The following is a 24,498-nucleotide window of genomic DNA, read 5'->3' as shown; positions in this document are numbered from 1 at the left end:
CCCGGCAACTCCGGATTCACCGCGCGTTCACCACCAGTCCCCGCTCCCGCACCCCCACCCCCCTAGCGTCCGAGGCGCGGATTCAAGGGGAGTCCATGGGGAAGCAAGGGGAAGACAAAGTGCGTATACCGCTGCCGTTGATCAGTACGCCGTCGTCCGACGGACACCAGGGCGGCCGTTCCGCCATGACCTGCCTCTACCGGTGCGGCAACGCCTGTTTCCACGAGGTGCCCAACACCAGCGCCAACGAGTACGTCGGTGATGTCATCGCCGGTGCCCTCAGCCGCCGCTCCATGATGCGGACCGCCGCCGTCGTCACCGTGGCCGCCGCGGCCGGCGCGAGCGTCGCCGCCGCCCCGCAGGCCCACGCCGCGACCGGCACGGCGCCGACCACCTCGTACAAGCCGGGTCGCGGCAGCAAGGCGGCCCGCGGTCTGCGCTACACCCCCGTCGCCCCCAACACGGCCGACGCCGTGACCGTCCCCGACGGTTACGCGCAGAATGTCGTCATCCGCTGGGGCGAGCCCATTCTGCGGGGGGCGCCCGCGTTCGACCCGGAGAAGCAGACGGCCGCCGCGCAGGCCGGCCAGTTCGGTTACAACAACGACTTCCTCGCCCTGCTCCCGCTCGGCCACGGCAAGCAGCTCCTCGTCGCCAACCACGAGTACACCGACGAGGTGCTCATGTTCCGTGGTTACGACGCCGCCAACCCCACCCGCGAGCAGGTCGAGATCGCCTGGGCCGCGCACGGACTGTCGGCGGTCGTCGTCGAGGAGGACCGGAAGAGCGGCAAGCTCACCGCCGTGCCCCGCCACCCCCTCAACCGGCGCGTCACCGCCACCACCGAGTTCCGGCTCACCGGCCCCGCCGCCGGCTCGGACCTGCTGAAGACCTCCGCCGACCCGACCGGCACCAAGGTGCTGGGCACGCTGAACAACTGCTCCGGCGGCACCACCCCCTGGGGCACGACGCTGCACGGCGAGGAGAACTTCAACCAGTACTTCGCCAACAGCGGCCGCGCCACGGACAAGCGGTACGGCGTCGGTACCGGCGCGAGCGAGCGCAAGTGGGAGCGGTTCGACCAGCGCTTCGACGTCGCCCAGGAGCCCAACGAGGTGCACCGCTTCGGGTACGTCGTCGAGTTCGACCCGTACGACCCCACGTCCACCCCGCGCAAGCACACCGCCCTCGGCCGCTTCAAGCACGAGGCCGCGACGGTTCGGCTGACCGCCGACGGACGCCCCGTCGTCTACTCCGGCGACGACGAGCGCTTCGACTACTTCTACAAGTTCGTCAGCAGCAAGAAGGTGCGGAAGGGGACCTCACGCGCCGTCCGTGAGCACAACCTCTCCCTTCTCGACGAGGGGACGCTGTACGTCGCCCAGCTGACCGGCGACTCCCCGACCATCGAGATCGACGGCACCGGCAAGCTCCCGGCCGACGGTGAGTTCGACGGCAGCGGCGTGTGGATCCCGCTCGCCACCGCGACCGCCAAGGGCGCCGTCTCGCACGTGGACGGCATGACCGCCGACGAGGTCTTCGTCTTCACGCGTCTCGCCGGTGACAAGGTCGGCGCCACGAAGATGGACCGGCCCGAGGACATCCAGCCCAACCCGGTCTCCGGCAAGGTCTACGTCGCCCTCACCAACAACACCAACCGCGGCCTCACCGGCTACGCGGCGGCCGACGAGGCCAACCCGCGGAGCGCCAACAAGCACGGGCACATCCTGGAGCTGACCGAGCGCCGCAACCGCCCGGAGAGCGACCGGTTCGCCTGGTCGCTCTTCCTGGTCGCGGGCGACCCGACCGACCCCGCCACCTACTTCGCCGGATTCCCGAAGGACAGGGTCAGCCCGATCTCCTGCCCGGACAACGTCGCCTTCGACCCGTACGGCAACCTCTGGATCTCCACCGACGGCAACCAGCTCGGCTCCCACGACGGCCTGTTCGGCGTCGCGACCAAGGGGGACCGGCGCGGTGAGCTGAAGCAGTTCCTGACCATGCCGACCGGTGCGGAGACCTGTGGCCCGGTCATCCAGGACCGCCGTGTCCTGGTCGCCGTCCAGCACCCGGGCGAGATCACCGGCGCGACGGTGGAGAACCCGGCCAGCACCTGGCCCGACGGCCCGGGGAAGATCGTGCGCCCGGCGGTCGTCGCCGTGTGGCGCAGGGACGGCGAGGACATCGGCGTCTGAGTCAGCCGGTCATCGGGGTGGCTGGGACGGGGACAGCGGACCGTTCCAGCCACTCCCGGTACGCCGGCGCCTCCCGCGCGGCCTCCCAGTACGCCTCCTCCAGCGCGGGATGCACCCCGTCGAGGTCCGTCTCCGTACGGGCGGCGAGCAGCAGCCGCACCCCGAGCGGGTCGCCGTCGAGGCGCCGTACGGCCATCTCGGGGCGAGGCAGACAGGACGGCTGGCACACGGTGACGACCTCGCCGGTGGCCACGAGGGCGGCGGCGGTGTGGTAATCCCCGTACAGCACCCGGGGGTTGATTCCGGCCACCCGGAACATCCGCTGCACGGCGTCCCATTCGCCGTCGACGGTCGGGTCGATCATCCAGCGATCGTGCGCCAGATCGGCGAGGGAGACATCGGCCTTCGCGACCGCCGGATGGTCGGCGGGCAGCGACACGAACTGCGGCTCCCGCTCCACCAGCACCCGCAACCGCAGCCCTTCCGGGATGCGCAGCGGCGACCCCTCCACCTCGTGCACGAACACGACGTCCAGCTGCCCGTCGGCGACCATCCGCAGCAGCGCGTTGGGCGACACGTCCATGTGCAGGGTCGGTTCCTGCCCCCGCCCCCGCAACCGCCGCAGCCACCCGGCGAGCGCACGACTGGCGGTGGACCCGACCCGCAACTGAGGCCCCCCGGCAGCGGCGGCCCGCGCCTCGGCGACGAGCGACCGCAGCTCGGCCACGAGCGGCCGGGCCCGGCTGAGCACGAGCCGCCCGAGCGGGGTGGGCCGGCACCCACTACGCTCCCGCCAGAACAGCGCCCCGCCCAGCCCCTCCTCGATGCGTCTCAACTGAGTGCTCAACGAGGGCTGTGCGACGCCCAGTTGTCTCGCCGCGCGGTGCAGACTGCCGGTGTCGGCTATGGCGCACAGCGCACGGAGATGCCTCACCTCGAGCTCCATGCCCAGGGAGCGTAAAGCGGAGTCACAGCTTTCACCAGAGGTTGCCGATAGCCCGGCCCTATCACCGATTGCCATCATCCCAACCGCCGCACGCCCCCCGAGACTCACATCGACGACTCACCCCCCACCAAGGAGTCCTCGATGCGCAAGCACACGTACGCCCTCACGGCGGTCCTCACAACAGCCGCGCTGGGCATGGCAGTTCCGACAGTGTCAGCTGCCCCGACGACACCCGGCTACACACCCAAGGCCACGTCGACGGACACGACGGACACCACGGACGCCTTCTTCCAGGCGGTCCTGGCCTCGGTCGCGGAGAAGCGCGCCGCGAACCCGACCAGCACGGCAGCCGTGACGGTGATCTACGACGCCTCCCGCGCCCCGACGTTCAGCACCCAGATAGCGCGCAGCACGCAGATATGGAACAGCGCGGTATCGAACGTGAAACTCCAGTCGGGATCGGCCTCCTCAGCCGACTTCACCTACCGCGAGGGCAACGACTCCCGAGGCTCCTACGCCTCCACGGACGGCCACGGCAGCGGCTACATCTTCCTGGACTACGCCCAGAACCAGCAGTACAACTCCACCCGCGTCACGGCCCACGAAACCGGCCACGTCCTCGGCCTCCCCGACCACTACTCCGGCCCGTGCAGCGAACTCATGTCCGGCGGCGGCCCGGGCACGTCCTGCACCAACGCCCAGCCGAACGCCACGGAACGCTCCAGAGTCAACCAACTCTGGGCCAACGGCCTGGCGGCAGCGATGGAAAAGTCCCTCCAGAAATAACCCACCGGACCTGACCCCACCCCCCACAGGTGCGGCCGCCCTCCTGCACAGGGCGGCCGTACCCATTTCCGGCTGGTGCGAACCAATAGGTCTGGCTATGTCGCCGAGGCGGCGGCGCTACCCCGAGCGCTACGCGAACCGCCCGTCGTGGGTGTCGATCCGTCAACTCAGGGTCCGGCATGACGCGCAGGCGCATGTAAGTGGCTCTGGGGAGTACGACATCGGGTCTGCGGGCCCGCCTGCCGAGGCGTTGGCGGCCGTTCGGGTGTGCGGTGCGGAGGGCCAGGATCCAGGCGAGGGCTCGGACGCAAGGTCCAGTCTCGGCAAGGCCCCACGCTCGTTGTGCGAGGAAGGCCTCATCACGACCGCACGAGGCATGGGGTCGTTCTTCGCGGATCGGTGTTGCCGACTCTTTTGCGCCATACCGCAGTTGTGCGCCCGGAGCGATCCCCTCGACGTGCCCTGATCCGTGTAACTTCACGTGTGCATACGGTTGCTGACGATGCGTACGTGACGGGGGTTGCGGTATGGCGGGGCATAGGCCCACGGACTGGCATGTCCTGGACCTGGACAAGGACCCGACACCGGGGGACCCGGAGCGCATCCGCCATCTGGCCAAGACGCTGCACGACTTCGCCGACGATGTCTCCGACGCACTGCGTCTCGTCAAGGGGATGTCGGACGAGGACACTCTGCTGGAGTGGGCGGGCAAGTCGGCCGAGGTCTTCAAGGACGAGTTCGGGGACGTCCCGAAGAACCTCAGGAAGCTCAAGAAGTCGTACAGCATGTGCGGGGATGCGCTCTCCGACTTCTGGCCTAAGTTGGAGCGGGCGCAGGCGCTGGCGGACAAGGCGCTAGTCAGGGCCAGGGCGGCGCAAGATGACCTGTCAGCCGCCAACTCCCGGCTGGTATCCGCCGATTCATGGGTGACCAGGGCTACCAGGGAAGCCGACAAGTACAAGGACGACCCCACCGGCAGCAAGTCCGACGGCGACAAGCCCGACGCGGCGAAAGTCCGCACCGCCACCAGAGACGCCCAGCACGCGCACTCGGCGCAGACACTGGCCCGGTCGGACGTGAACGACGCCCAGGACGCCCTGGACGCGGCGAAGAAGATGGCCGCCGACGCTCGCAAGATGCGGGAGGGCGCAGCCCGCGAGGCGAAGTCGAAGATCGACGAGGCGTCCGACGCAGGCATCCAGAACCGGTCCTGGTGGGAGGAGGTCACCGACTGGGTCGGCGACAACTGGGACAACATCGTCGCGGTCGCCAAGGTCGTCGTCACGGTGGTCGGCATCGTCGCGATGATCATCGGGGGACCGATCCTCGGCGCGATCCTCTTGGTCGCCGCGGCCGTCCTACTCGCGGACACGCTCTACAAGTACTCCAGGGGCCAAGCCAGTTTGTGGGACGTCACCTTGGCGGCACTGGACTGCTTACCCGGGGGCAGAGGCCTCACCACCCTCGGCGGCCTCGCCAAGGGTCTCAAGGGGGGCCTGGCCGCGCTGAAGGGCATGAAAGCTGGTCTGAAGACCATGGGCCTGGCCTTGCGCGGCCTCGGCAAGAACGCGCGCGACATGGTCCTTGATGGAGTGGAGGGTGCCTACAAACGGACGAAGTACGCGGTTCGCCACAGGGGCAGTGACCCCGTCGACATGGCCACCGGTGCGATGTTTCTCCCGCTGACAGACGTGGAGTTGCCGGGCCTGTTGCCGCTGATCATCACCCGGCGGGCCGCCTCCGACTATCGATGCGGCTGGTGGTTCGGACCCTCCTGGGCCTCCAGCATCGATCAACGCCTGGAGGTCGACGAGGACGGAGTGGTCTTCGTCACCGAGGACGGCCTGCTGCTCACCTACCCTCACCCGAGCGGCACGCACCTGCCGGTAATGAACGACGAAGGCCCCCGCTGGCCGCTGACCCGTCTGGAAGACGGGGACTACCGCATCGACGACCCGGTGACGGGTCAGGCCCGCCACTTCAGACGCCCCACGGCGGACGGCGTCGCCCTGTTGGCGCGTATCACCGATCGCAACGACCACACGATCACGTTCGACCATGACGAGCAGGGAGCCCCGCTCGCCCTGCGTCACTCCGGCGGCTACCACCTCAAACTGACCACGGACGAGGGCCGCGTGACCTCTCTGAGCCTTGCCGGGGCGGCAGAGGACGGCACAGACGTCGTGATCAAGCGCTATGGATACACCGACGGCAACCTCACCGAGACGATCAACTCCTCGGACCTGCCGCTACGACTCGCCTACGACCATCGCCTACGCATCACCTCCTGGACCGACACCAACGACCGCAGCTACTTCTACACATACGACGCGGACGACCGCTGTGTCGCGGAGGGCGGTGAGGCCGGCCACATCGCCATCACTCTGGACTACGACGGCACCGACCCCGCCTGGCCCGAGTGCCGGATCACCACCCTCACCACTGCCGAAGGCGCCGTCACCCGCTTTGTCGTCCATGGCAACAGCCAGGTCGTCGCCGAGATCGACCCCCTCGGGGCGGTGACGCGTACGGCGTACGACGGGCACCACCACGTCCTGTCCGAAACCGACGCCCTGGGCCACATCACGCGCACGGACCGCGACGAGTACGGCCGGCCCACCGTGAGCGTGCGCCCGGACGGCCGCGTGGCCCGCGTGGAATACGACGAACTCGCGCTCCCCACGGTGATGGTCGGATTCGACGGCAGGACCCACCGCTGGACGTACGACGAGCGGGGTAACTGCACATCAATGACCGGTGCCGCGAGCGGAACCGTCCACTTCACCTACGACTCGGAGGGCCGACGAACCTCTGTGACGGATGCGCTGGGGCATACGACGGCCATCCGATGCGACCGTGCAGGGCTGCCGATCGAGGTGGTGGACCCCGTCGGGGCGGTCACCCGCTATGACCGGGACCCCTTCGGCCGTCCGGTCGTGATCACCGATGCCGCGGCCGCGGTCAACCGCTTGGACTGGACTGTGGAGGGCCGCCCGGCACGCCGTACGGCCCCCGACGGGACCACGGAGTCCTGGACGTATGACGGTGAGGGCAACTGCACCAGCCACACCGACCAACTGGGCGGAGTCACACACTTCGAGTACACGCACTTCGACATGCCGGCCTCCCGCACCGGCCCGGACGGTGTTCGCCATGAGTTCGTCCACGACAGCGCGCTTCGCCTCGTTCAGGTCACCAACCCGCAGGGCCTGACATGGACGTACGACTACGATCCGGCGGGCAACCTGATCGCCGAGACCGACTTCGACGATCGCACCATCGCGTACGGGCACGACGCGACAGGCCGGGTCGTCTCCCGGACGAACGCACTGGGCCAGACGGTCACCTTCGAGCGCGATGCCCTCGGCCGGACGGTACGGAAGGACGCTGCGGGCCGGGTGACGACATTCGCTTACGACGCGACGGACCAACTGGTGCGCGCTGCCGGGCCCGACGCCACGTTGACGTTGGTTCGCGACCACCGGGGCCTCCTTCGCGCGGAGACAGTGAACGGCCACACCATGGCGTACGAGTACGACGCTGCAGGCCGCCGTACGTCCCGCACGACCCCGAGCGGGGTGCGCAGCACGTACGAGTACGACGCGGCAGGCAGTCGCGTGGGCCTGGTGACCGCGGGCCGGTCGATCGACTTCAGCTACGACCTGGTCGGCCGTGAAGTCTCCCGCCGTATCGGCGGAGCGCTGAAGCTGGACCAGGTGTACGACCCGCTGGGGCGACTCACGAGCCAGACCTTGAAGGACATGGAGGGAGGGCGGCTTCAGAGTCGGGCGTACAGGTATCGAGGGGACGGCAACGTCGTGGGTGTCGACGACAGCCTCCTCGGAGGCCGCAGCTTCGAACTGAGCGCGTCCGGGCGGGTAGTGGCGGTCCACGCGGCCGACTGGTCGGAGCGCTACGCCTACGACGAAGCCGGAAACCAGACAGCAGCCGACTGGCCGACGACCCAACCCGGCCAGGACGTCATGGGCACCCGCCACTACGAAGGCACGCGCGTGACGAGCGCGGGCCGGGTGAGTTACGAGCACGATGGGCTCGGTCGCCTCGTCGTCCGCCGGAAAGCAGGTCTGTCGCGGAAGCCGGGCGTCTGGCGCTACACATGGGACGCAGAAGACCGTCTGACATACGCGATCACGCCGGACGGCACGCACTGGCAGTACTTGTACGATCCGCTGGGCCGTCGCACGGCGAAAGTCCGCCTCTCGGTGGACGGCGACACAGTCGAGGAGCGCGTCGACTTCGCGTGGGACGGCGGCACGCTCTGCGAGCAGACGACGACAGCCCCGGAATTCCCGAACCCGGTCACTCTCACTTGGGATCACCAGGGCCTGCACCCGGTCGCTCAGACGGAACGCATCACAGCGGCAGGTGCGTCACAGACGGAGATCGACTCCCGCTTCTACGCCATCGTCACGGACCTGATCGGCACTCCCACTGAACTCGTCGACGAACAGGGCGAGATCGCCTGGCACGCCCGCCGAACTGTCTGGGGTACCACCGCGTGGCCAAGGACCAGCCAGACCTATACACCTCTGCGCTTCCCCGGTCAGTACTACGATCCCGAGACAGGCCTGCATTACAACTACTTCCGCTACTACGATCCGGAAACAGCGAGATATCTCAGCCCTGACCCGTTGGGACTGGGTCCGTCACCCAACCCGGTCAGTTATGTGGAAACCCCTCACACCGTAGCTGACCCTGCTGGACTGGCACCATGCCGTCCCCTTCCTGTGATCGGGCGGATCTCAGACACGGACATGCTTGCCGATGTGGAGAGGTTTGAGGTTCTCAAGATCAGGCGCTGGTCGCCTGGGAGAAATGATGCCTGGATCCAGAAGATCATCAAAAATGGGCGCGATGTCTATCTCGTCTCACCGATCGAGGGGAATCTGAAGAATCGAAGGGGTGGGCCGACCGTCCTGTCTCGTGAGCTGGATCAGCTTCTCGATGCCGGATATTTCCATGAGGGAAATTATTTGAGGGCACCCAGATGAGTTTCGTTACTTCTCCTGCTATTTCACTGCGAAAGGGTGGCATGCATGGAACTTACGCCTCGCATCAGGCAGCGCATCTTGAGGGACTTTGGCGAGGGTGAGCGTGAGGCCGTGGAAGGGATGCTCACGGACCTTCAGCAATCGCTGGACAGACATGTGGACAAGGAAAGGATCACCGCTGCCACGTTGTTGCATGCCGCGGGAAACATGGATGCGCTTCTGCTGGCGGTCCAGGATGCGCGAGATGACTGGCGGGACGTGCTGATGGGCAGCGGTCTGGAGCATGATGGCTGGGAACGTCGCCTGGATGCCGAATTCGGGCCGGCGGCTCGCCGCGGACTCCCCGGATGGCGAAAGTTCTTCGGCTGATTCAGGACGCCGGCGCGGTCCCGTCAGCGCGGTGAAGCGATGGCCCGGGCCGCTGCCAGTTCCTGGCGTAGGGGTTCCAGGACGCTTTCCGAGGGGCCTGTCAGGTCTGTGCGGACCGCGTAGAGGGTTTCCGCTTCTCGGACTCCCTCTGCCAACTCGCGCAGTTGCAGCACCACTTGGGTCACCTCCGCCTCCGACGGGAGGGGTGCGCCGTGTTTGGTGCGGACTCGGGCCGCTGTCGTCGCGTCGACGATGCGTTCCACCGCCACCACCAGGGGCCACCAGGCCGCAGCCCGGCGGCCGGTGGGTGGGGGTTCGGTCAGGGCGCGTTGGAATTCCGTGCGGATGACCGAGAGGTCGCGGTAGAGGCCGCGGCGCATGCGGGCTCGGGACGGGGGGTCCGTGGGGTCGCTGCCGAAGGCTGATTCCACGTACGTCGCCGTGTCGTCCACCGCCCTCGCCAGGCGGTCGCCGACGCGGGTGTGCCAGCTCTCCGGCCAGAGCAGGTAACCCGCGATCAGGGCGATGCCGCAGCCCATCAGGGAGTCCAGGAGGCGGGGCATGAGGAGGGCCGTGCCCTGGTGGTTCAGGATGTCCGAGAGGAGCAGGATCACCGGGGTGATCGCGGCTGTCTGGTAGCCGTAGCCCCGGGGGGTGAGCGCGGGGATCAGGGGGGCCAGGAGCAGCATCACCGGGATGTCCCACCAGCCCCTCGGCACCTCCGACAGGACCGCCGCCGCGATCACCAGGCCCGCCACCGTGCCGAGCGCGCGGAGCAGCGCACGGGAGAAGACCGAGCCGAAGTCCGGTTTCAGGACGAACGTGATGGTCAGGGCCACCCAGTACGAGCGGGGCACCGGGAGGATCGAGACCAGGACCTGGGCCACTCCGATGCACAGGGCCAGGCGCAGGCCGTAGCGCCAGGACGCCGCCGACAGCGCCACGTTGCGGGTCGCCCGCGCCGCGCGGACGCGCAGCGCCGCCGGGCGGCCGAGGCGGTCGTCGAGGCCGGCGGGGTCGACGTCCGGGGTCCTGACCACTTCCGCCGCGTGGCGCAGGGCGTGGTCCACCGCGCGGGTCGTCTCCGAGGTGGGGGTGGGCAGGTGGAGGGCTATCGGGCCCTTGTAGCCCGTCTCCACCGCGTCGGCGAGGTGGCGTACTGCCTCGTGGACCTCCGGCGGGAGCGGTTCGCCCGTGACGTGCGCCGCCGGGGCCGCCTCCACCACCGGCGTGATCGCGTTGAGTTGCGCGAGCAGCCGGGTCAGGTCGGGGCTTCGGCCGTGATGGCGGGCGCGCCGGGCGAGGATGAGGTCGTACGACTGGTTCAGGGACTGGGTGACGGTGTGTCGGGCCTCGTCGTACTCCTCCCTGCCGCAGGCCGCCATCAGCGTCGCGACCGTGCGGTACGTGGCCGCCACCGCAGACCGTTCCGGCACGCCGGACCGCAGCGGCCAGGCCAGCAGCGCCAGGGCGAGGACCAGGAGGCCGCCGCCGGTCATCAGCAGCGGTGCCAGCCACCACTCGCCCGGCATCGGCAGCCCCGCTCCGACGACGGAGTTCAGCAGCAGCAGGAGCCCTGACACCGACGCCACCGCGCCGATCGTCGAGATCATCCCGGAGAGCAGGGCGACCAGCGTCACCACCGCCACCGCCAGCCATCCCTCGCCGAACACCAGCGAGCCCACCGTCACGCCCACCGCCCCGAACAACTGCGGGATCGCGATGTTGAGGATGCGCATGCGGTACGCGTCCGCCGTGTCGCCGATGACGCCGGACAGGGCGCCCATGGACGCCAGGGCGCCGTACTCCACCTTGCCCATGGCCAGGCCGACGGCCAGTGGCAGGGTCATCGCGATCGAGGCGCGGGCCACGGCCGCCCAGTTGACCGGGGCCGGTTGGGACCGGAGGTTCCTGACCAGCCAGTCGGGAGGGGTGAGGCCGATGGGGAACTCTCTGGACATGGGCCTATTACACGTCATCCGCCCTGGTGCAGGTCCAGCTCCACCAGCAGTGCCCGGTGGTCGGTGTCGGCCAGGTCCAGGAAACGGGCCCGCGCACAGGAGAAGTCCGCCGACACCAGGACGTGGTCGATCTGCGCGCCCAGCGTCGGGGCGGTGCGGGCCGGCCAGCTCGGGGTGCGGGGGTGGCCGGCCAGACGCGCGGCGTCGCGGAGACCGGCGTCGAGGATGTGGCGGAACGCGGCATGGTCCTGGGAGGCGTTGAAGTCACCGGCGAGAAGCAGCGGTGCGTCCGCGTGCCGTGCCGCGAACTCCCGCAGGGACCCCAGCTCCCGTTTCCACAGGTCCACCTGACCTGGCAACGGCGGCATCGGATGGGCGAGTTGGAGCCGTACGGCGTGGCCGTCCACGTCCGCCACCGCTTCCGGCATCCCCATCGTCGCCGTGATCCCCGAGGCCGCCCTGAGCGGGTAGCGGCTGAGGATCTCCGAGCCGTCGGAGCCCGCGCCCGGCACGGTCGCCCGGTTCGGGTAGGCGACCCCGAGGGTCCGCTTCAGCTCCGCCTCGCAGGTGTACTCGCACTCCTGGACGAACACGACGTCCGGCTTCTCCCGGCGCACGACGTCCACCAGGGCGCCCGTGCCGCGCCCGAACTCGACGTTGGAGGTGAGGACGCGGAGCGAGGCGAGCACCTTGCCGTCGGGCTCGCTGATCTTCCCGTACGGCTCGATGAACCACGCCAGCAGGCCGAGCAGCGCCACTCCCCAGACGAGGCCCACCCACCATCGCGCGAGCAGCGCGAGCAGCAGCCCCAGCCCCGTCGGCACCAGCAGCCACGGCAGAAAGGCCAGCAACTGCGGTACGGGGGTGAGGGCGTCCGTGTCGGCGGTACGGCAGCCGAGCACCACGCTCACGGCGGTGAACAGCAGCCCGCCGAGCCAGATCCCGGCCCGTCTGCCGCCCCGCTTCTCCGGCATCGCGCGTACATCGGTTTCCCCCGTGATGGACTGGTACGTCACGGACCCGAGACTACGATCGGCCGTCGATCCGTGTCAGGAACGTCGCCAGTGCCGCGTTGAACTCCTCAGGTCGTTCCAGGTTCGGCATATGGGCCGCCCCGGAGATGACCAGCAGCTCGGAGTCGGGGAGTGCCGCGTGCATCGCCTCGGCGTCGGAGACCGGGGTGTACTCGTCATCCGTGCCGACCACGACGAGGGTGGGGACCTGCACCCGGGTCAGCAGGTCGCGGTAGTCGGGGCGCAGCGCCCGGGCGCGCAGGGCCGCCGCGGCGCCCTCGGGGGAGGTCGCCGTCATCATGCGGTGGACGTGGGCCTTGACCTCCGCGCTCGCGTACGGGGCGACCATCTTCTCCAGCACCTCGTCGGCGTATCCGCCCAGGCCCTCGCGCAGCAGCCGGTCCGCCATCGCGTTGCGGGCTTCGACCCCGTCGGGGGTCTCGGGCGCTGCGAACGTGTCGGCGAGGACCAGGCCGCGGACCCGGTCGGGGAACTGGCGGTGGAAGTCCATGACGATCTGGCCGCCCATCGACAGGCCCGCCAGCACGGCGGCCGGGACCCGCAGTTCGTCCAGCAGCGCCGCGATGTCGCGGGCGAATTCGGGGAACCCGCTCACCCCGGGGAGGACCGGGGAGGTGCCGTAGCCGCGCAGGTCGGGGGCGATCACCCGGCGACCGCCGGAGAACGCCTCGATCTGCGGGGCCCACATGGTGTGGTCGAAGGGGTGGCCGTGGATCAGCACCAGAGGCGCGGGATCGGTCATGATCCCGACCCTAGGACGCTCCCGAGCCTCGGTGCAATAGGATCTTTGCCCTCGGTGCAATCGCGAGTGGTACGGCAGCAGGCGCAAGTGGGGGACGTGTGGACGACTATCGGGCGATCGCCGACCGGCTGGCCGACGACATCACCGCCGGGCGACTCAAGCCCGGCCAACGGCTCATGCCGCAACGCCAGTTCGCGCGGCGGCGCGGGATCGCCGGGTCGACGGCGGGACGGGTGTACGCCGAACTCGTACGGCGGGGCCTGGTCGTGGGGGAGGTCGGCCGCGGCACCTTCGTGCGGGCCGCCGCGAGCGACCCCAGCGGCCGTGCCCTCATCGAGCGGGCGAGTGCCGCGCCGGTGAACATGGAGCTCAACTACCCGGTCGCGGAAGGCCAGTCCGAGTTGCTCGCCCCGCTTCTCGCGCCCCTGCTGCGGCCCGACGTCCTCGCCGAGGCGCTGCTCCCGGCCGCCGCCACCGGCACCGCGCCCGCGCGGGAGGCCGCGGCGAGCCTCCTCGCGACCACCGGCCCGCGCCCCGAACCCCACCGCGTGCTGTTCACCGGCAACGCCCGCCAGGCCATCGCCGCCACCCTCGCCTCCCTCGTCCGGCCCGGCGGCCGGGTCGGCGTCGAGCCGCTCACCTACCCGCTGGTCAGGGAGATCGCGGCCCGGCTCGGCATCGTCCTGGTGCCGCTGGCCGCCGACGCGGACGGGCCGCTGCCCGAGTCCGTCCTCGCCGTCCACCGCACGGCCCCGCTGTCCGCCCTCTACCTCCAGCCGACGCTCCACAACCCGACCTCCCTGACGATGAGCGACGAGCGAAGGCGGCAACTCGCGCAGGCCGTCGGCCACTTGGGCCTGCCCGTCGTGGAGGACCGCATCTGGTCCTTCCTGCACCCCGACGCCCCCACCCCGCTCGCCGCCCACGCCCCCGCCCTCATCCACGTCGTCGACAGCCTGTCCAAGCGGGTCGCGCCGGGGCTCACCGTCGGGTTCGCCGTCGTACCGGAGCACCGGGTCGACGCGGTCGCCGCCGCGATCCGGTCCGGCGGGTGGAGCGCGGGCCGGTTCGCGCTGGAGGCGGCCGTGCGCGTCATGGCGGCCGGGATGGTGGAGCGGCTCGTCGCGGCGAAGCGGGCGGACGCGGCGCTGCGGCAGCGGATCGTCGGCGAGGAACTCGACGGGTTCGCCGTACGGGCCCATCCGCAGGTGTATTACGCCTGGTGGGAGCTGCCCGCGCCGTGGCGGGCCGACACCTTCACGGCCGCCGCGGCGGCGCACGGGATCGCCGTGACGCCGGGGCCCGCGTTCGCCGTGGACCCGCACCGGACGCCGGACGCGGTCAGGCTCGGCCTGGCGTCGGCCGCGGTGCCGGATCTGCGACGGGCGCTGCGGACACTCGCCGGCGTCGCGCGTAACGGGCGGTGAGCCAGGTCGCGCAGGCCGCGGTGAGGCCGAGGGCGACCAGCAGCCAGGAGACCGTGCGCAGGGTGGCGGTGAGGGCGTCGTAGATGACGCCGGCGGCGCCGCGATGGTCGTCGTCGGGCAGGTCGGCGAGGGTCATCCGGCGGCCGAGGGCGACCGCCAGCCCGAGCAGTGCGCCGCCGAGCGCCGTGCCCAGCGAGGTCGCCGTCACCGCGCGGCGTCGGCAGGCGGCGACCGCGATGCCGGCGGCGGCGAGGACCAGGGCGCTGACGGGCAGCCAGAAACCGGCGAGGTCGAACGGCACATAGGCGTCGGTGAGTTGACGCCTGACCTGGGCCAGCTCGACGGTCACCCAGTACGCCGCCCAGGCCGACACCACACTGAACGGCACAAGCAGACAGGCCACGGCGATGAGCGTGGCCGAGAGGGCGTTGCGAAGGCGTGGACGCACCTCTCCAGGCAACGGCGTGGGCGAGGCCGCCGCGAGCGGGGTGACTCCATCCGGGCGTACGGCGCCACACCCCAGGCCCCACGCCAGCCCCACGCCAGGCCACACCCCAGCCCCACGCCAGCCCCACCCCAGCCCCCACGCCAGTCCCCCCAAGCCCTCCCGCTCTCCGGTGGAGGGTTCACCCGAACGGGTGTTTCCTGGTTCTGGGGAGAAGGAGGCCGATTCATGCGCACCACTCCGGCCCTGCGGACCCTGGCCGCGGCCCTGCTCACCGGCGGCACCCTCGTCGCCGCGGCAGCGGGCACCACGGCCGCAGCCGCCACCCCGCCGACCTACGCCGACGGACATGGCGGAGGCGGCGGATCCGGCGGTCCGATCTGGGGCACCATCGTCTCCGGCGTCGACCTCAATGTGAGAGCCGCGCCCACCACACACTCGCCCGTCGTCGACCAGCTCTCACCCTGGAGCCAGGACCGAGTGGACTGCAAGGTCCAAGGGCAGAGAGTGAACGGCAACCCTTACTGGTACTGGCTCGTCGGCGCCCAGGGATGGGCGAGCGCCGAGTTCGTCGACACCGGCGGGCAAGGGGTGCCGAGCTGCTCCGATCCGTGTCCCCAGTGGAAGGACGGTTCCTGGACCAACTGGGACGACCCGTACGAGAACGACTCCTGGAGCATCTCCGCTTCCGGGACCTGGACCTTCTCCGGCTCCTTCAGCTGGAGTGTGACCGGGTCCTCGCTACTTGCCCCGGGCGGGTGAGGAGAGAGGGAGACAGAAGGGCCCGGCAGCTGCTGCCGGGCCCTTCTGCCGCGCTCGCCGAGGCGTCAGCGGATGCGGTTGCCCTCGCCGTCCTCGCGCGTGTAGTAGCGGTAGAAGAACACGGCGAAGACGCCTGCCGTGACCACCAGTCCGAGCGCCGTGGAGCGGAGCACGCTCTCGCCGGTCTGGCTGTAGAGGAAGCCGACCGCCGCGCCCGCGAACGCGGACTTCACCAGCGAGTGCAGTTCGCGCTTGAGCAGCGGGGCGAACGTCGCCACCGCGATGCACAGCACGATGAACGCCAGCGCCGTCACAAAGCCGAACAGGATGTTCCAGCCGGTGATCTCGCCGCCGCCGCGCCGGTTGGCGGCGGCCCAGTAGCCGTAGACGAGCCCCAGGACGACGGGAATCCCGTACCGCGCCGCCAGGTGGACCTGTGGGCTGAAGACATCGGGCGAACCGCCGGTCATTCGGACCGGGCCGCCGGACGCGGGTGCCGCATGAGCCATGAGAGGACTCCTCTCTCTCCTCGCCCCCGCCTACCAGAGCACACCTGGGAGAGGGGCCTGGCAAGTCGGAGTGCGGGCCCGGTCGCCCCGTGCTTCGCTGACGTGCATGAAGCACGGGCTGAGGCCGACGGGAGGGCGGCGGCGCGGTCCGGTCGTCCGGCTGCCTGGGCCCGGCGGGGAGTACGACGTCCGGCGCCGCCATCAGCTGCTGCGGATCCGGGGGCACAGCGTCGCCTGGGTGCCGCCGCTGCTGGTGCTCGTCGCGATCGCGGCGATCGACTTCAACACGGCCGGCGAGTTCCGGATGATCTCCTGGGTGGTGCTGGTGCCCGGTATCGCCGCCGCGATCTGCGGGGTGTGGGGCACCGCGGCCTTCGCCGTGCTGGCGCTCGTGACGTACCTCGTCGCGGACACGTCCTATCCGAGCCGGTACGAGAGCTCGCTGCCCGACTTCATCCTGGTCGGCGTCGGCGGTGTCCTCGCCGTCCTGGCCTGCGCGGTCCGGGTCCGCGGCGAGCGGCGTCTGCTGCACATGCGGGACATCGCCGACACCACCCGCCGCACCGTGCTGCGCCCGCTGCCCCCGGACTGGGGCGGCCTCGACCACGCGGCCGTCTATCTCGCCGCCGACGTCGAGGCCCGGGTCGGCGGCGACTTCTACGACGTCCAGCAGGGCCCGCACGGCACCCGGGTCCTCGTCGGCGACGTCCAGGGCAAGGGGCTCGGCGCGGTGGAGGCGGCGGCAGCCTTGCTCGGCACCTTCCGCGAGGCGGCGTACCACGAGGAACTCGGCACGGTGGCCGAGCGCCTGGAGATCCGCATCCTGCGCCACGGCCGGCACCTCACCGCCCTCGGCCGCGACGACGGCGACCGCTTCGCCACCGCCGTCCTGATCGGCTTTCCCGACGACGAGCGGGACGTGGTGGACGTCGTCGTCTTCGGCCACGAGCCCCCGCTGGTCGTCGGCCCCGACGGCGTACGCCACCTGCTGGCCGGCCATGGACTCCCGCTCGGCCTCGGTGAACTCTCCGACGACGGGCCGCCGCCCGTACAGCGCGTCCCCCTCGGCCCCGCCGAGACGCTGCTGATCACCACCGACGGGGTCACCGAGGCGCGGGACGCCCAGGGCCGGTTCTATCCGCTCGCCGCCGAGGTCGCCGACGCCGTCGCCGCCGATCCGCGGGCCACCGAACCCCGCCGCCTGGTCGCCCACGTCCGCGACGGCACGCTGCGGCACAGCGGCGGGCATCTCGCCGACGACACCACGGTGTTCGCGGTCCGCCGCTCGCCGCCCGCGCCGAGCGGCACCGGAACCGGCCGAACCGGAACCGTCCGAACCGGGACCGGCCGAACCGGGACCGGCCGAACCGGGACCGGCCGAACCGGGACCGGCCGAACCGGGACCGGCCGAACCGTCCGAAAGGGACGTTCGCAGTCCTGAGGCCCACCTTTGCAGCCGCAGCGGTTACGGTGCTGCCGTACGTGATCGACGGGGGATGGGGAGGGACCGATGCCCGGAACCGTGCTGCTGCTGGCCGTCGCACCGGCGGGCAAGGGCTGTCTGGTGGACGCCGCGTCCGTCCTGCCCGTCCTCGCGGCCGTGCCGCCCGCCGTGCTGTCCGGCGCGGACACCGCCAACGTGGTGGAGCTCGCGGACCCGTTGGAGCCGCAGGCCGTGCTGACCCGGCTGCGCGCCGCCGCGGCCGCCCCGGGACCGCTCACCGTCTTCGTCACCGGCCAGCTCCAACTGGACCGCCGACAGCGGCTGCCGCACCTCGCCCTCGCCCGCACCACCCCGGCGACGGTCCGCTACAACGGGTTCCCCTGGCACTGGTTCAAGGACGAGCTGCGGCTGCGCCCGGCCGGCGCGACCGCCTTCGTCCTCGATCTGCACGCCGACACGGAGACATGGCAGTGGCTGCGGGCCAACCCGCTGGAGACCGGCCGCAACAACGCGGTGTACGGGCGGATCGCGCCGCCGCCGTCCCGGCGGAGCCTGGGCACGCCCGCGTACATGAAGGCGGTCGCGACGATCCTGAGGAGCGGGCACCGGCCGCCGCTGGACCAGTTGCACCAGCAGGCGCTCAGCCGTCTCCCGCAGGAGAGCGTCGGCTACGTCCTGAGCGCACAGGGCCCCGAGGCAGGCGACCCGCACGTCCTGATCTCGGCCGCCGTCGCCGCCCGGCGCCACGGCGACGCCGACGCGCTCGCCGCGCACCACGAGCTGAACGCCGTACGGGCACACGGCCCCGCCTCCGAAGAAGCCCTGCACTGGACCGAAGTGCGGGCCGATCTCGCGATGTTCGCCGGGGATCCGGTGCGCAGCTGCCGGGCGTGGCTGGCGGTGGCCACCGCGCGGCTCGGGGCCGGGCAGGCGCCGGACGCGCCCGCCGTGGAGTCAGCCGCCGACCGCGCCCACCACCAGTGGGGCCGTATCGACGACCCGGCGCGGGCCCGCGAACTGGGGCCCGCGCTGGCGGAGTTGAGGGCGCGGGTGCCAGGACGCCGGGAGGGCGCCCTGGACCATGTGCACAAGCACCTCAGTCAGTTGCAGACGCTCAGCTCGTGAAGGTGAAGTACTTCCAGGAGCCGTACGTCGTGGTGTTGACGCTGTCGCCCGAGCCGCTGACATAGGAGTTGCGGACCCGGAAGCGGACGCCCTTGGGCGGGGTGCCGGTGAGCTGCACGGCGGACTTGCCGGCCGAGTCGAGCTTGAAGTACTCGCGGTACGTCGTCACCCAGCCGGTGCCCGACCAGTACTGCACCTGGAGCAGCTGCTTGCGGCCCCCGTACGGCGGCAGCGTCGCGGTGACGACCGGGTCCTTGGACTGGCGGAAGAACAGGTATGTGTGGTTCCAGGTGTACTTGGACTTGTAGGCGCCGCTGACCGACGTGGAGATCGACACCTTGGCACCGACTGTGCTCTGCGTCGACTTCGGCGCGTAGCGGGCGTCGCCCGCGAACTTCGCGGTCAGTTCGGTCTTGCGCTTGAGGTCGACGACCACGGACAGGTTGCCGTCGGAGTTGACGGTGCCGGTCTTCACCAGCGTGTTGGGCTTGTCCGCGCCGTAGGGGTTGGCCCAGATCTCCACCGTGCGGTTCTTGTACGTCGTACCGAGGTGCGCGGTGAACTTCACGTCCTGGCCGTACGAGTACACCTTGCCGTTGTTGCTCAGCGTCAGGGTCGGCGTGGCGCGCGAGACGTCCACGGTGTCGGAGACGGTGGCCGCGGTGTGCGTGGCGTCGCCCGCGTACGTGACCGTGTACTTCACCTTGGCGCCGGCCGGTGGGACGTCGGTGAAGCTGAACTTGCCGCCCGTGCCGAGGGACTTGGTGCCGAGGGACTTGCCGTTCGGCGACTCCAGGTCGGTGCGGGTGACCGTGACCGGCGTGCCGGCGGGCAGGGCCAGGTTGGCGGTGAGCGTGCCGGTCACCGTCAGGGTCTTGGCCCGGGGCGCGGAGGCGGGGGCGCTGACCTTGAGCGTCGGCGCGTACTTGCGGGGCTCGTCGATGACGCGGAACTGGGGCGTGTAGTAGGTGTCGGTGACGAGGAACAGCTTGCTGCCGTCCGCCGACCAGTTGGTGAGGTGGCCGCGCGGCATCCATTCGCTCGTCAGGTTGCGCACGCTGGCCGGCCGGCTCTCGTCCGTGGAGAAGACGTACGTGTCACCGGCGTCGTCCGTGTCGAGGACGGTGGCGGCGACCGTGCCGTCCGGGGCGACGCTGACCGACTCCGGCTGGGAGGCGATCGGGAACGTGCGCACCGTGGCCAGGTCGGACAGGCGGTACTCGACGAGGCCGCTGCCGGCCGTGATCAGGTTCTGGCCGTCCGGCGTGAGGGCCGCGTCGTGCGGGAAGCCGCCCTTGTCGTCCTGGACGCGGATCACCGGCGTACCGGAGGCGATGTCGTAGACGATGACAGGACCGGAGCTGATGCCCGCGTCGAGGGCGACGAGGGTGCCCGGGTTGTCCGGGTCGGCGAGCAGCACCGGCGGGCTGGCGTAGTCGTGGCCCGCGGAGAGGTCGAGGGTGACCGTGGGCGTCTCGGCGGTCAGGTCGACCACGCCGAGCCCGGAGTCCCACTGGTCGCCGTAGCCGAACCACAGCTTGCCGTCGGCGTAGGCGACATGGGAGGGGATGGTCCCGGCGCCGGTCGCGTACTCGGCGGTCTGCGCGAGGGTCGCCGTGTCGAACGCGACGATCTTGTCGGCGCCGTAGACGGCGGCGTACAGCGTGCTGTCGTCCGGGCTGAGCGTCAGGTCGCGGACCTGGGGCAGACCGGTGAGGGCGCCGACGACGGCACCGGTGCCGTCGGTGACGGCGATCTGGTTCGTGGACGGGTCGCTGATGAACACCCGCTGATGGGTGCCGTCCACGACCGTGTCGGCCGCGTCCTCGAGCGCCGAGACGGGCCTGACGGAGTCGGCGAACGCCGGAGTGGCGGTGAGGGCCGCCGAGCTGAAGAGGACCGCCAGTGTGGTGGCGGCCGCGAGGGAGCGCATACGCACTTGGGTTTCGAACCCCCCGGAACGAATGTGGAGGCCGCACGCGGCCGGTCACGTGCGGGACCTGTGCGTCGCGTGTGGCGAGTGAGCGAAGAGTAAGTCATGCCACGGACAACGACGGCACAGGGGTCACAGGTGGGCCAGGGCGCCCGCGACGAGGGCCCGCACCCCCGGTCCCACCACCGACAGGTCCGGCGCGAAGTGCGGGCTGTGGTTGCTGGGGATCGCGTCGAGCTTCGCGAACAGGTCGTCGCCGCCGGGCGCCGCGTCCCAGGTCGCGGCCGGGGTCGTCGTCACGAACCAGTAGGCGTACGGCTGCCCGTCCGCGGCCAGCAGGGAGAAGTCCTCGCTGCCCATCGCCGGACCCGGGTCGAACACCGTGCCGTCACCGAAGACCTCGCGGTGCACGGCGGCCACCCGCCGGTCGGCGTCGGCGTCGTTGACGGTCGCCGGGAAGGAGCCGCCGAGCGTCACCTCCGGTTCGCGCGGGCAGCCCGCGGCATGGCACTCGCCCTCGGCGATACGGCGGATCGCGGCGAGCATCCGGTCCCGGACGGCCTCGGACTGGGTGCGCAGGTTGAGGGAGATCCGGGCGGTGGACGGGATGATGTTCGGGGCGCTGCCCGCCTCGATGCGGCCGACGGTCAGCACGGCCGACTCGCGCGGGGCGATCTCCCGGCTGACGACGCTCTGGAGCCGGGTGACGATGTACGCGGCCGTCACCACCGGGTCGACGGTCGTCTCCGGCCGTGACCCGTGCCCGCCCCGTCCGTGCACGACGATCTCGACGTCGGTGGTGGCGGACAGGATGAGCCCGGGGACGTGCGGGTAGAGCCCCACCGGTCCGGGTGCCGCGTGCTGGCCGAGCAGCACGTCGGGGCAGGGCACGCGCGCGTAGAGCCCGTCCGCGACCATCGCCGCCGCCCCGCTGCCGGTCTCCTCGGCGGGCTGCCCGACGACGACCAGGGTCCCGTTCCAGGCGTCCCGCCCGGCGGCCAGCGCGCGGGCCGCGCCCGCCAGCCAGGTCACGTGCAGATCGTGCCCGCACGCGTGCATCACGCCGTCCGTCTGCGAGGCGTACGGCAGCCCCGTCTCCTCCCGCACCGGCAGCGCGTCCATGTCGGCCCGCAGCAGCACGACGGGCCCGTCCCCGTTGCGCAGCACCCCCGCGACACCGGTGCCCCCGATCCCCTCGACGGTGTCGTACCCGGCCCCCTTCAGCCGCCCGGCGAGCAGCCCGGCCGTGCGGTGCTCCTGCCGGGACAGCTCGGGGTGACGGTGCAGATCCCGATAGAGCTCCTCCAGATCGGGAAGCCCGAGATCGGCGGTCAGATCCAGCGCGGTGCGAGCGGCGACGGAGGTCATGCGGGGCAGCGTATGCCGACCGAATCCCCGGCACCCCTATTTGTCCGAAAGACCCGTGGTGTGCGGTGGTCGGCCTCCTTGATGGAACCTTTACCGGAGCGGGGGCGTTGTGCGGATGAGATCACTCAGACGAGTACCGAGGTGACGTCAATGGCACTGTTCGACCGGCTCAAGGACCAGGCCAAGGGCTTGCAGCAGCAGGTGCAGGGCGGCGGACACGGCACGAGCGGTGGACACGGCAGCGGTTCGCGCGGGGGCTCTCACGGCGGCGGTTCGCGCGCCCAGCTGGTCGGTCTGTTCAAGACCCAGCTCGGCTCGATCAAGACCGAGCTGAAGAGCGGCGCCTACCGGGACGCGAGCATGGCGATGTGCGCGCTGGTCGCGGCGGCGGACGGTCAGGTGGACGCGTCTGAGATGCAGCAGATGGAGTCGATGATCCTCAGCAACGAGGTGCTGCAGAACTTCCCGCCGGAGCAGCTGCGCACCCGTTTCCACAAGCATGTGGAGCAGCTCACCCGCAACTTCGCGCAGGGCAAGTCCGAGGCGCTCCAGGACATCGCCAAGGCCGCCAAGAAGCCGGCCGAGGCGCGCGCGGTCGTCCAGACCGGCATCGTCATCGCGGGCGCCGACGGCCACTTCTCGCAGGCCGAGCAGATGGTCCTGCGCGAGGCGTGCACGGCGCTGAACCTGAACCCGGCGGAGTTCCAGCTCTGACCGCGAACTAGTCGCGCTGGAGCTGCTGGACCTGGCCGACCTGGTCGGCCCGGTGGTCCTCCGACGCCCGGGCCGGCCCTGCGTTCGCCGCCAGGACCAGGGCCGCCACGGCGACCACGGCGGCTATGACGCCCCTTGCGTAACGCTCGGTGGTGCTGGTGCGTTCGAGCACGACGACCTCGCAGTGACGACGGTGACGACAGCGGTTACGGCGTTCCCCCGCCTATTTACGTACTGCCTATTAAGCAGGCTTAATACGCCGTTTAACCTAGAGCCCGGCGCAGCCGAACGGCAAGAGGCACAGGGGGAGTTGGCCCATGTCCGATCGTGACGACCCGGAGACCATCGGGCGCAGGGTGCAGCACCTCAGGGTCGAACGCGGGCTGACCCAGCGGCAGCTGGCCGAGCCCGCCTACACCGCCGCCTATGTCTCCACCCTGGAGTCGGGCCGGGTGCGCCCCTCCGACCAGGCACTGCGCCATCTCGCCGACCGGCTCGGCGTGGGCTTCGACGAGCTGGCCACCGGCCGCCCCGCCCGCCTCGTCACCGATCTGCGGCTGCGGCTCATCGAGGCCCAGCGCACCCTCGCCACCGGTGACACCGAGGAGGCCACCCGCAGCTACGCCGCGCTGCTCGCCGAGGCCGAGGAGCTCCAGCTCGCCGAGGCGCGCTACAACGCCCTGATCGGGCTCGGCGAGTCGGCCGTGGAGAGCGGTGAACTCATCGAGGGGCGGCAGTACTTCGAGCGGGCCGAACTGGTCCTCGCCGACGCCCCGCTGCCCGCCCGGGTGCCCGCCCTGCGCGGCCGCGCCCTCGCCCACTACCTGGCCGGTGAACTCCGGTACGCCGTCTACCTGCTGGAGTCCACCCTCGACGAACTCAACCGCGGCGGTCTCCACGACCCCGACGCGCTTCTGCTCCTGTACGCCAGCATCATCGGCCCGTACATGGACATGGGCGCCCACGCCCGCGCCGCCCAGGCCGCCGAACTCGCCCTCGCCCTCGCCCCGCAGGCCGGCGACCCGGCCCTGGTCGCCCGGATGCACCGCTCGGTCGCCCGCACCCTCATCGCCGAGGGCCGTGTCGCCGAGGCCGACGCCTCCCTCGCCAAGGCCGCCGAGCTCTACCGCGGCCTCCAACTCCGCACGGAACTGGCCAACTGCCACTGGATGCGCGGCTACGTCTGCGCGCAGAACGGTGAACTGGAGCGGGCGGAGAGCGAATTGAGGCAGGCGCTCGCCATGCTGTCCGCCAAGCGCGCCGCCCTCTACTCCAGCCAGGCCGCCGTCGAGCTGGCCGACGTACTGCACCGCCGCGGCAAGTCCGACGAGGCCGCGGCCCTCCTCCACGACGTCCTCGGCGACCTGTCCTCGGAACGCGGCGCCGTCCACTCCGCCGCCGCGCACCGGCTGCTCGGCATCATCGCCGAGGACGCCCGCGACCCGGAGACCGCCGAGGAGCACTACGTCCGCGCCCTGAGCCTGCTGGAACGCGCGGGCGCCGCCGGCGACCTGGCCGACCTGTGCCGTCTGCTGGGCGATCTGCTCCGCCGCGAGGGCAGGGTGGAGGCGGCCCTGGACGCCTACCGCACGGGCCTCGGCCACCGCACGGCCCCGGGCACCACGACCCTGGGCCCGGCACCCGCACAGCCTCCTCTATGACCGTCCCGATCCTGCGCACAGGACCCGCCGGTTAGCCTGCGCGAGGACGAGAGGGCAGGTGTGGA

At 70.9% G+C, this 24,498-nt stretch carries 19 protein-coding genes; 10 read left to right on the top strand and 9 right to left on the bottom strand.

Going from position 1 to position 24,498, the window contains the following annotated elements; genetic code table 11:
- The first annotated feature begins 119 nt into the window (after positions 1 to 119).
- Entirely contained in the window at positions 120 to 2,195 is a 2,076-nt protein-coding gene (locus tag OG885_RS22235) for a PhoX family protein (protein ID WP_405734304.1), read from the top strand.
- Position 2,196: 1 nt separating this feature from the next.
- On the opposite strand, the gene OG885_RS22230 is transcribed toward OG885_RS22235, so the two are convergent.
- Positions 2,197 to 3,141, bottom strand: coding sequence for a LysR family transcriptional regulator (locus OG885_RS22230; RefSeq protein WP_405734302.1), 945 nt, complete (start codon positions 3,139 to 3,141; stop codon positions 2,197 to 2,199).
- Between the two features lie 141 nt (positions 3,142 to 3,282).
- Here OG885_RS22230 and snpA point away from each other — a divergent pair, with 141 nt between their 5' ends.
- The 3 genes from snpA (at position 3,283) to OG885_RS22215 (ending at position 9,308) form a co-directional block, all read left to right on the top strand.
- Entirely contained in the window at positions 3,283 to 3,927 is a 645-nt protein-coding gene (gene snpA / locus OG885_RS22225) for a snapalysin (RefSeq protein WP_405734300.1), read from the top strand.
- Between the two features lie 527 nt (positions 3,928 to 4,454).
- On the top strand, positions 4,455 to 8,939 hold the full coding sequence (locus OG885_RS22220) for an RHS repeat-associated core domain-containing protein (RefSeq protein WP_405734298.1): 4,485 nt from the start codon (positions 4,455 to 4,457) through the stop codon (positions 8,937 to 8,939).
- A gap of 45 nt (positions 8,940 to 8,984) precedes the next feature.
- On the top strand, positions 8,985 to 9,308 hold the full coding sequence (locus tag OG885_RS22215; RefSeq protein ID WP_405734296.1) for a hypothetical protein: 324 nt from the start codon (positions 8,985 to 8,987) through the stop codon (positions 9,306 to 9,308).
- A 23-nt stretch (positions 9,309 to 9,331) separates the two neighbouring features.
- Here OG885_RS22215 and OG885_RS22210 read toward each other — a convergent pair whose 3' ends face one another.
- From OG885_RS22210 to OG885_RS22200, 3 genes are read right to left on the bottom strand one after another with little or no spacing between them, the layout of a single operon-like run.
- Positions 9,332 to 11,269, bottom strand: coding sequence for an FUSC family protein (locus tag OG885_RS22210; protein ID WP_405734294.1), 1,938 nt, complete (start codon positions 11,267 to 11,269; stop codon positions 9,332 to 9,334).
- A 14-nt stretch (positions 11,270 to 11,283) separates the two neighbouring features.
- Positions 11,284 to 12,243, bottom strand: a complete 960-nt coding sequence (locus tag OG885_RS22205) for an endonuclease/exonuclease/phosphatase family protein (protein WP_405742816.1) — start codon at positions 12,241 to 12,243, stop codon at positions 11,284 to 11,286.
- A 52-nt stretch (positions 12,244 to 12,295) separates the two neighbouring features.
- Positions 12,296 to 13,045, bottom strand: coding sequence for an alpha/beta fold hydrolase (locus tag OG885_RS22200; RefSeq protein ID WP_405734292.1), 750 nt, complete (start codon positions 13,043 to 13,045; stop codon positions 12,296 to 12,298).
- A gap of 98 nt (positions 13,046 to 13,143) precedes the next feature.
- On the opposite strand from OG885_RS22200, the gene OG885_RS22195 reads away from it, so the two are divergent.
- Entirely contained in the window at positions 13,144 to 14,472 is a 1,329-nt protein-coding gene (locus OG885_RS22195) for a PLP-dependent aminotransferase family protein (protein ID WP_405734290.1), read from the top strand.
- On the opposite strand, the gene OG885_RS22190 is transcribed toward OG885_RS22195, so the two are convergent.
- Positions 14,387 to 14,920, bottom strand: coding sequence for a hypothetical protein (locus tag OG885_RS22190; RefSeq protein WP_405734288.1), 534 nt, complete (start codon positions 14,918 to 14,920; stop codon positions 14,387 to 14,389). The two genes, OG885_RS22195 and OG885_RS22190, sit on opposite strands and share 86 nt — an antisense overlap.
- A 225-nt stretch (positions 14,921 to 15,145) precedes the next feature.
- Between OG885_RS22190 and OG885_RS22185 the strand changes: the two genes are divergently transcribed.
- Positions 15,146 to 15,679, top strand: a complete 534-nt coding sequence (locus tag OG885_RS22185; protein WP_405734286.1) for an SH3 domain-containing protein — start codon at positions 15,146 to 15,148, stop codon at positions 15,677 to 15,679.
- A gap of 65 nt (positions 15,680 to 15,744) precedes the next feature.
- On the opposite strand, the gene OG885_RS22180 is transcribed toward OG885_RS22185, so the two are convergent.
- Complete coding sequence (locus tag OG885_RS22180; RefSeq protein WP_405734284.1) at positions 15,745 to 16,188, bottom strand: hypothetical protein; 444 nt, start codon at positions 16,186 to 16,188, stop codon at positions 15,745 to 15,747.
- 106 nt (positions 16,189 to 16,294) lie between these two features.
- Between OG885_RS22180 and OG885_RS22175 the strand changes: the two genes are divergently transcribed.
- Together OG885_RS22175 and OG885_RS22170 are read left to right on the top strand one after the other, a co-directional pair.
- Complete coding sequence (locus OG885_RS22175) at positions 16,295 to 17,629, top strand: PP2C family protein-serine/threonine phosphatase (protein WP_405734282.1); 1,335 nt, start codon at positions 16,295 to 16,297, stop codon at positions 17,627 to 17,629.
- A gap of 69 nt (positions 17,630 to 17,698) precedes the next feature.
- Positions 17,699 to 18,757: a hypothetical protein gene (locus OG885_RS22170; protein ID WP_405734280.1), complete on the top strand. Its 1,059-nt coding sequence runs from the start codon at positions 17,699 to 17,701 to the stop codon at positions 18,755 to 18,757.
- Here the strand turns inward: OG885_RS22170 and OG885_RS22165 are convergent.
- Both OG885_RS22165 and OG885_RS22160 read right to left on the bottom strand, forming a co-directional pair.
- Complete coding sequence (locus OG885_RS22165; protein WP_405734278.1) at positions 18,747 to 20,690, bottom strand: Ig-like domain repeat protein; 1,944 nt, start codon at positions 20,688 to 20,690, stop codon at positions 18,747 to 18,749. The genes OG885_RS22170 and OG885_RS22165 overlap by 11 nt on opposite strands.
- 132 nt (positions 20,691 to 20,822) lie before the next feature.
- The gene (locus OG885_RS22160; protein WP_405734276.1) at positions 20,823 to 22,058 is read right to left on the bottom strand and encodes an amidohydrolase; all 1,236 of its coding nucleotides are present in this window, start codon (positions 22,056 to 22,058) and stop codon (positions 20,823 to 20,825) included.
- A 150-nt stretch (positions 22,059 to 22,208) separates the two neighbouring features.
- Between OG885_RS22160 and OG885_RS22155 the strand changes: the two genes are divergently transcribed.
- Positions 22,209 to 22,772: a tellurite resistance TerB family protein gene (locus OG885_RS22155; protein ID WP_399952944.1), complete on the top strand. Its 564-nt coding sequence runs from the start codon at positions 22,209 to 22,211 to the stop codon at positions 22,770 to 22,772.
- Between the two features lie 7 nt (positions 22,773 to 22,779).
- Here OG885_RS22155 and OG885_RS22150 read toward each other — a convergent pair whose 3' ends face one another.
- The gene (locus OG885_RS22150) at positions 22,780 to 22,944 is read right to left on the bottom strand and encodes a hypothetical protein (RefSeq protein WP_405734274.1); all 165 of its coding nucleotides are present in this window, start codon (positions 22,942 to 22,944) and stop codon (positions 22,780 to 22,782) included.
- Between the two features lie 145 nt (positions 22,945 to 23,089).
- Between OG885_RS22150 and OG885_RS22145 the strand changes: the two genes are divergently transcribed.
- Positions 23,090 to 24,433, top strand: coding sequence for a tetratricopeptide repeat protein (locus OG885_RS22145; RefSeq protein WP_405734272.1), 1,344 nt, complete (start codon positions 23,090 to 23,092; stop codon positions 24,431 to 24,433).
- Positions 24,434 to 24,498: the final 65 nt, after the last annotated feature.

This window comes from Streptomyces sp. NBC_00028 (assembly GCF_045041065.1).
Lineage (GTDB): Bacteria > Actinomycetota > Actinomycetes > Streptomycetales > Streptomycetaceae > Streptomyces.
The sequence above is the reverse complement of the archived record's forward strand: the minus strand, read 5'-3'. Positions and strand labels throughout refer to the sequence as shown.